Below are 6,757 nucleotides of genomic sequence, written 5' to 3' on the forward strand. Positions count from 1 at the left end.
GCCTTTCGCCACTTTTCGGTCTTGTTATGTTCTGAAGCTCCCGTGTGGTAGACTACCGGCCATCGAACTGGACCCACGCACTGTTTGGCGCTATCTCGCCCGTGTGCCGGGAGGGTCTTTGTTGTGAAGGGACCAGACGGAATGATCCTGACGAAGTACATTACGAAGCCGTGCATTGTGCCTGATTTGCAGGCGACGACGAAGGCAGACGCCCTTAAAGAGTTGACCCACTTGCTGTTCGAGAAGCGTAAGCTCGACGGAGCCGGATTGGCTTTGGAGCAGATTCTTGCGCGCGAGGTTACCGAGAGTACGGGAATCGGCAGGGGCATTGCCGTGCCGCACGCGCGTATAACGGGCATGAAGCAATTGGCTTGCGCGGTGGGGCGCGTACCCCAGGGACTCGACTTCAAAGCGGTCGACCGCAAGCCCACGCACCTCATTTTCCTGATTTGCTATCCGCCGTCGGAGCAGACGACGTACCTCAATTTTGTCGCGACCGTGGCCAAACTATTGAGCGACGCAAACCATCTCCGCGCAATGTTGGAGGCGGAAACCGCCGACGACATGTTTGACCTTCTGGAGCAGACTTCGCAGACGTTCACGGAAACGCACGAGGAGCGCTTGCAGAAGCTGAAGGCGGACCCTGCCATCGCGAAGACGGCAGACGGCAACGCGGACCTGATTTTGCTGGCCCGGTTGCAGTTGTGCCACGAGATGATGCAGAGCTCGCGCACCGGCAAGACGCAGATTCAGAAGCGAATCGATACGATTCGCAGCTTGGTGGAGCCGCGCATTCTGAATCACTTCGACAAGCTGATGAAGAGCCGGAAACCAGCGCTGGTGCCGGTGGAAGGCGACACGTGTCAAGGCTGTTTCATGAAGCTGCCGTCGAAGTTTGTTCAGCAAGTGCGGCAGGACCCGAACCACATCCATACGTGCATGAACTGCAGCAGGTTTATTTACGTCGTGTAGGGTCGTGTTTCCGGCACGGCAGTACTTGGTCCTGGATGCGCGAACTATGGGCATGGCGGCAATGGTGGCTGGAGATGGTGACCCATGTCTGTAAATCCGAAGTTCGATGAGATCGCCCGGCGTGTCCCTCTGTTCAACGGACTGAGTTCGGAGGACGTCGCCAAGATATTCTCGAAGGGCATGACCATGACCGTCGAGAAGGGCAATGTTATTTTCTATCAAGGCACGACGGGCAACCAGATGTATGTGGTGCTTGGAGGCCGGGTAGAACTGTATGACCGCAAGAAACTGATAGCGACGTTGCGAACGGGCGACTTGTTCGGCGAGATGGCCGTGATAAACGGCGAGCCGCGCAGCGCGTCCGCTGTGGCATCGGAAACGGCACGGCTTTTCGTGTTGAGCGAGACGGTGTTTCAGCGGTTGATGGAAAAACGAGTCGCCATACGCATACTTCTGAACGTCATTGGCACAATGAGCCGTCGCCTTCGAGACATGAACACCAAGCTCATTGAGGCGAAAGCGAAAGAGACCGAAGACGTAACCGAACAGCCATGAACGTTCGCGAAGTCATTGCGTCTTTCCGAGCCTCTCAGCGCAACACCCAGTTGCCTTGTTCTGGCCGGGGAAGAAGTACGGCAAGCAGAGGGCCGCGTTTCTTGAGAGGACGTTAGGATGCCTACCTCCATTACTCGGCGAGATCTATTCCTGCGAGGCGCGGCATTGGCGGTTGCAGGCGCGGGTGTTGTGTCCGCACAAGTCGAAACGGCCCCGCCGTCGGGCGATTTAGGCAGGCTGGATGCTGTTGTCGCGGATTGTCTGATGCGATCGGGGGTTCCCGGGCTTTCGTTGGCCATCATTCGAGGCGGGCGCGTTGACCAGGTGCGGGGGTATGGGATAGCGAACAAGAACACGAAGAAGGCCGTTACGCCGGCAACGGTGTTTCAGGCTGCGTCGCTTACCAAGCCAATGACGGCCTACTGTGTGATGCGCATGGTCGAGCGGGGGGCGATCTCTCTTGACGCACCGGTCATTCGCTACATGGCGAGCCCCGTTGCGTCCAACGACGCGATGGCCAGCGAGATCACGGTGCGCACGATACTTGCACACACCAGCGGGCTTCCCAATTGGGAGAACGGACGTTGGCCGATGCGGATGCGCTTTCGGCCCGGCGAGAGCTTCGGGTATTCGAGCGAGGCGTACAACTATCTTCAACGGGTGGTGGAGACCGTGACCGCACAGCCTCTCGCGGATGCGCTGCAGAAGGAAGTCGCCGAACCGTTAGGACTACGCGAGACGAGTTTTGTTTGGCGTGATGAATACGAAGCAACGGCCGCTGCCGGTTACGAGTGGGACGGCACGCCCGTTCGCGCGGTGAGCCATCCGACCGAGGCGAGCGGCGCCGGTTCGCTTCACACGACGCCTCGAGATTTCGCGGAGTTTATGCTTGCCCTCATGGCCAGCCAGACGACGCCGGTTCGCGGAGCGAACTATTGCAGCGTGCGCATGATGCTGGGGCCTCAAGTACAGCTTTCGCCGAATTTGGCGTGGGGGCTTGGGTGGGGATTGCATCTTTCCGACGATGGAGACCGGTTCTGGCACTTCGGTGACAGCCGTGGGTATATGAGCTACGCCACCGGATCGCGCACTACGGGATCCGGATTGGTCGTATTCACGAATGGCCGTCACGGATTGCGCGTGGCGCACAAAGTTGCCGCGTGCGTCTGCGACCATCAGGACCCGGTGTTCAATTGGATATACGACGTGTTTTACGAAGGCAAGTTGAGGCAGTGGCCTGATCCATCGCACCCGGTTCCGCCAAAGAAAGCCGTTGCACCTCGCCGCAAGACACAAAGCAAGAGCAAAAGTAAGAGCAAGAAGAGGTAACTTAACCCGTGTTGTCGCGACGTGCCCTGGCTGTATTCTTCGTGTCCATGGCCTCGATCTCGTTTGAGGTCATGCTCACCCGCTATTTCGCCGTTGCGAGTTGGTCGGAATACGGTTACTGGGTGATTTCCATAGCCATGGTCGGGTTTGCGTTCAGCGGCGTCGTGTTGTCGCTGTTTCGCGGCGTGGCCACGCGATACGCATCGACGCTGTTTGTGGTATTGCCCCTGCTGATCATGGCAGCCGCGGCGGCAGGGTACTATTTCATCACGATCAATGCCTTTAACCCTCTGGAACTGCAGAACCAGCAGCTTTGGCAGTCGCAGCTCGTAAACATCGGTAAGTTCTACCTTGCGTTATTTCCCTATTTCTTCCTCACGGGCACGTTCCTGGGGCTGAGTTTTGTCACGTACCATGAAGAAATCACGAAGCTGTATGCGGCGGATCTAATCGGCGCCGGATTGGGCGCAGCCGTGATACTTGGTTTGATGTTCTTCATTCATCCCTTCTACTTAATCTGTTCCATCCCCTGCATTCTGATACCCGCGGCATTTCTCTATGCGTGGCCTGCCCGGGGCCGGGTATTGATTGGTTTTGTGGGGATAGTGGTTCTGGTTGCTTGTGTAACGCTGAGTATCGCCTTCAATCGCGCGCGTGTGTTTGAGTTCAAGTCCATTTACGCCGTGTTGCACGTTCACGGCAATCGGATTGTCGAAGAGTCGCGCACGCCGCGCGGCTTCTATCAGGTTCTCGATAACTTCACGGAGCGCCGCGACCTTGCTGTCTCCAACAACGTCGGCTTGATGAACTTGGAGTCACCGCCTCCCGCGCTTGGAATCTACAAGGACGGTAACCGGCTCTCGTCGCTAATCGCGAACACCGATGACGCGTTTACGTATGTAGAGGGCGCGCTGAGCACGTTCCCCTACCAATTGCGAAAAGGCGGGCGCGCACTGGCGATCGGCAGCAGCGGCGGATCGCGCGTATTCGAGGTGGCCAAACTGGGTGCTCGGCAAGCGGTCGTATTGGAGTCGGAGCCATTCATCTATGGCTTGGCAAGCGCAAGGATTGCAGGCAAGCTGCCGGAGTCGTGCGCCTATCTCAATGAGTCCCCGCAATCGTACTTGGCGCGCGAGCATGAGCCGTTCGACGTAATCGACATTTCGGAAGACTATTTGGATTGCGGCTATGCGAACAAGTACTCGCTCACGGAAGAGTCGCTTCGAATGTTCTTCGACCGTCTTACGCCGAACGGCGTTATTTCGGTGCCCGTTTCTATCCGCGAGTTCTCCGTGTATGCGGTGAAGTTGGTGGAAACGGCGCGCAGCGCATTGGCGGGTCTTGGCGTCGCGTCGCCGGAAACACACCTGGCCGTCTACCGGAACGAGTGGAATGCGCGTGTGCTGATTAGTAAATCAGCCTTCTCCGAGCCGGATGTGGCGGCGCTTCGAGAGTTCTGTTCCAATCTGTCCTTCGATTGTTCGTATTTTCCGGGTATCGATCCAGCGAGTTTGGAAGTCTGGAACGATTTGCCGAAAGTGTCGTTCGACACCGAAACGGTCGAGGTCGGGGGCGGCGAAGCCTCGGATGCATTGCGCGATGACTTGATCGCCTTGTTGTCCAAAGATCGCGAGTCGTTTCTTGCAGGCAACTTCTTCAGCCTGCGACCCGTCACGTTGGATCGGCCTTTTCTTCAATACATTTTCCGCCCGTCTCGACTTGGACAGCTCATTGCGAAGATCGATTTGATACCCCATGAAGAGATCGGTTTTCTCGTGAACATTGCGGTCCTTGCGCAGGCCACATTGTTCGCATTGATTGTGCTGCTCGCGCCGCTCGTGCGCATGCGCGCGGTAGGCGGGACCGCGGGAGGCGTGCTAAAGGGAGTCGTCTATTTTGCGGCTCTTGGGCTTGGATTCTTGGCGATAGAGATCACGTTGATCGAGAAGTTCACCTTTTTGCTGAACGATTCGGTGTCGGCCTTCGCCGTGGTACTGTCTGGAATGCTGGTGTTCTCGGGTTTGGGCAGCTACTTCGCTTCGCGATTCGAGTCCTCGCCAAAACGGGGCCTGACGCTGGTAGCGCTCGTCATCGTGGGCATGCTGGCAGTCTATCTGATGTTCCTCGATCGCATCATTCTGTCCCTGCTGGATGCACCGTATTCGCTCAAGATTGCGGCCATTTTGGGGTTAATCGCCCCCATTTCGGCGGCTCTGGGCATGCCGTTCTCCCTGGGAATGAGCGCGCTTCGGGGGCGTATGGCGGGCTTCCTGCCTTTGGCGTGGGGAATAAACGGAGCTTTCTCCGTGATTTCTTCGCCGCTGGCGAGTATTATTGCCGTCTCTTATGGGTACAGTGTCGTGTTCTGGATGGCTTTGCTGTTGTATCCGCTGGCATGGCTAACATTTCCAGGTTCCGAAACCGCTGACGAATAGAAAGGCTCCATTCATGAAGTTGTGTCGCGCCGTGCTCATATTGGCTGTATTTGCCGTTACGCCCGCATTGGCCCAGGAAACAGCCTCCGCGCCCGAATCGCCCGTCTCTGCGGGCGCCCAGGTAGAACAAGTCGCCGCACCAGAGTCCGCTGCAGCGGCTCCATCTTCCGATTGGACCTATGAGCGCTACAACCAGTTGGTCGAGAAGACCGGCCGCTCGATGAAGCTATCCGAGGCGGATTTCAATGCGCTTCAAGCCCGGAAGGAATCCGCGCTCGTTGCGATTGGAAAGTATCTGAAGGACCGTCTGGGATCAGCCGACCTGAATGTGATGGCGGCGTTTGCGGCGGTACCTCGCGAATACTATCACTACAACTACGAAGGCAAGTTCTCGACAGTCAAGAGCGCTTACGAAAAGGAACCCAAGCCTTGGGGAATCGGGTATGGCAGTGCGCTCAGCGATTATCTGGGGCAGGCCTACATGACGCAACTGTGCAAGCCGAAGCAGGGCGAGGTTGCGCTTGAGATTGGTACGGGTAGCGGCTTTCAGAGCAGCGTGCTTTCGCACATTGTGAAGGAAGTCTACACCATTGAGATTATTGAGCCGCTTGGCAACTCGGTATCGAAAATCATTCAGGACATTGGATACGACAACGTCCACGTGAAGGTTGGCGATGGCTACTACGGGTGGCCTGAGGTTCAAGGCGGTTTCGATATCATCCTCGTGACGTGCGCGGCGCTTCACGTACCGCCACCCCTATTGGAGCAGCTCAAGCCTGGCGGCCGACTCATCATCCCCGTCGGACCTGCGATGCGCGGCAAGCAGGTGCTCTACGTGTACACGAAGGACGCCGAAGGCAAAGTCCGATCCAGGCGCGATATGGGGATCTATTTCATCCCGATGACGGGGGCGATGCTGGAGAACAAGAAGACTGAAGCGAAGAAGGCGGCACCGGCCCCCAAAACCGAGGCGCCTGCCGAGGCTCCTGTCGAAAAGGCGGCGCCTGCGCAACCTGAGGCAGGGGAAAAGCCTGAAGTGACGCAACCAGACGCGCCGCAAGCGGTTGAGGCAGCCAGTTCATAACCAGTTGGGTTTGAAGGACTACTGAAAGGTGGTCTCGATGACGTTTTTTGTCACTCCACGCCCTGTTACGTCCGTTTCTGAACGGTGTACCAGGGCTTTTCGTTTGGTTTGATTCGCATTAACTTGTTCTCCATTCGTGCTTTACGAATATGTGTGCATGCATGGCACCGTGGTTGCTCTTAAGGACCTGAGAGTTGAATTGAGCGTCGGGTAGCGGGATGCGACCGACGAGGGTTCTTGGGAACGCAGTAACTTAGGCGCACCTGGAGGGTAATTCAATGAAGGCTATGTCAAAGAAGTCCGGTTTCACGTTGATCGAGTTGATGATTGTGGTCGCCATTATCGCGATCATCGCGGCTATCGCCATTCCCAACCTGCTCCG

The 6,757-nt window shown here is 57.0% G+C and carries 6 protein-coding genes; all 6 read left to right on the forward strand.

What is annotated here, in order from left to right; genetic code table 11:
* The first annotated feature begins 123 nt into the window (after positions 1-123).
* Positions 124-972, forward strand: a complete 849-nt coding sequence (locus K1Y02_24140; GenBank protein ID MBX7259472.1) for a PTS sugar transporter subunit IIA — start codon at positions 124-126, stop codon at positions 970-972.
* A gap of 84 nt (positions 973-1,056) precedes the next feature.
* Entirely contained in the window at positions 1,057-1,527 is a 471-nt protein-coding gene (locus K1Y02_24145; GenBank protein ID MBX7259473.1) for a cyclic nucleotide-binding domain-containing protein, read from the forward strand.
* Positions 1,528-1,644: 117 nt separating this feature from the next.
* Positions 1,645-2,856, forward strand: coding sequence for a beta-lactamase family protein (locus tag K1Y02_24150; protein ID MBX7259474.1), 1,212 nt, complete (start codon positions 1,645-1,647; stop codon positions 2,854-2,856).
* A gap of 8 nt (positions 2,857-2,864) precedes the next feature.
* Entirely contained in the window at positions 2,865-5,291 is a 2,427-nt protein-coding gene (locus K1Y02_24155; protein ID MBX7259475.1) for a hypothetical protein, read from the forward strand.
* A 13-nt stretch (positions 5,292-5,304) separates the two neighbouring features.
* Positions 5,305-6,375 (forward strand): protein-L-isoaspartate O-methyltransferase, encoded by a 1,071-nt coding sequence (locus tag K1Y02_24160; protein MBX7259476.1) that lies wholly within the window; start codon positions 5,305-5,307, stop codon positions 6,373-6,375.
* A gap of 287 nt (positions 6,376-6,662) precedes the next feature.
* The coding region (locus tag K1Y02_24165; GenBank protein MBX7259477.1) for a prepilin-type N-terminal cleavage/methylation domain-containing protein at positions 6,663-6,757 on the forward strand (95 nt) is incomplete at its 3' end.

Source organism: Candidatus Hydrogenedentota bacterium, assembly GCA_019695095.1.
GTDB lineage: Bacteria > Hydrogenedentota > Hydrogenedentia > Hydrogenedentales > SLHB01 > JAIBAQ01.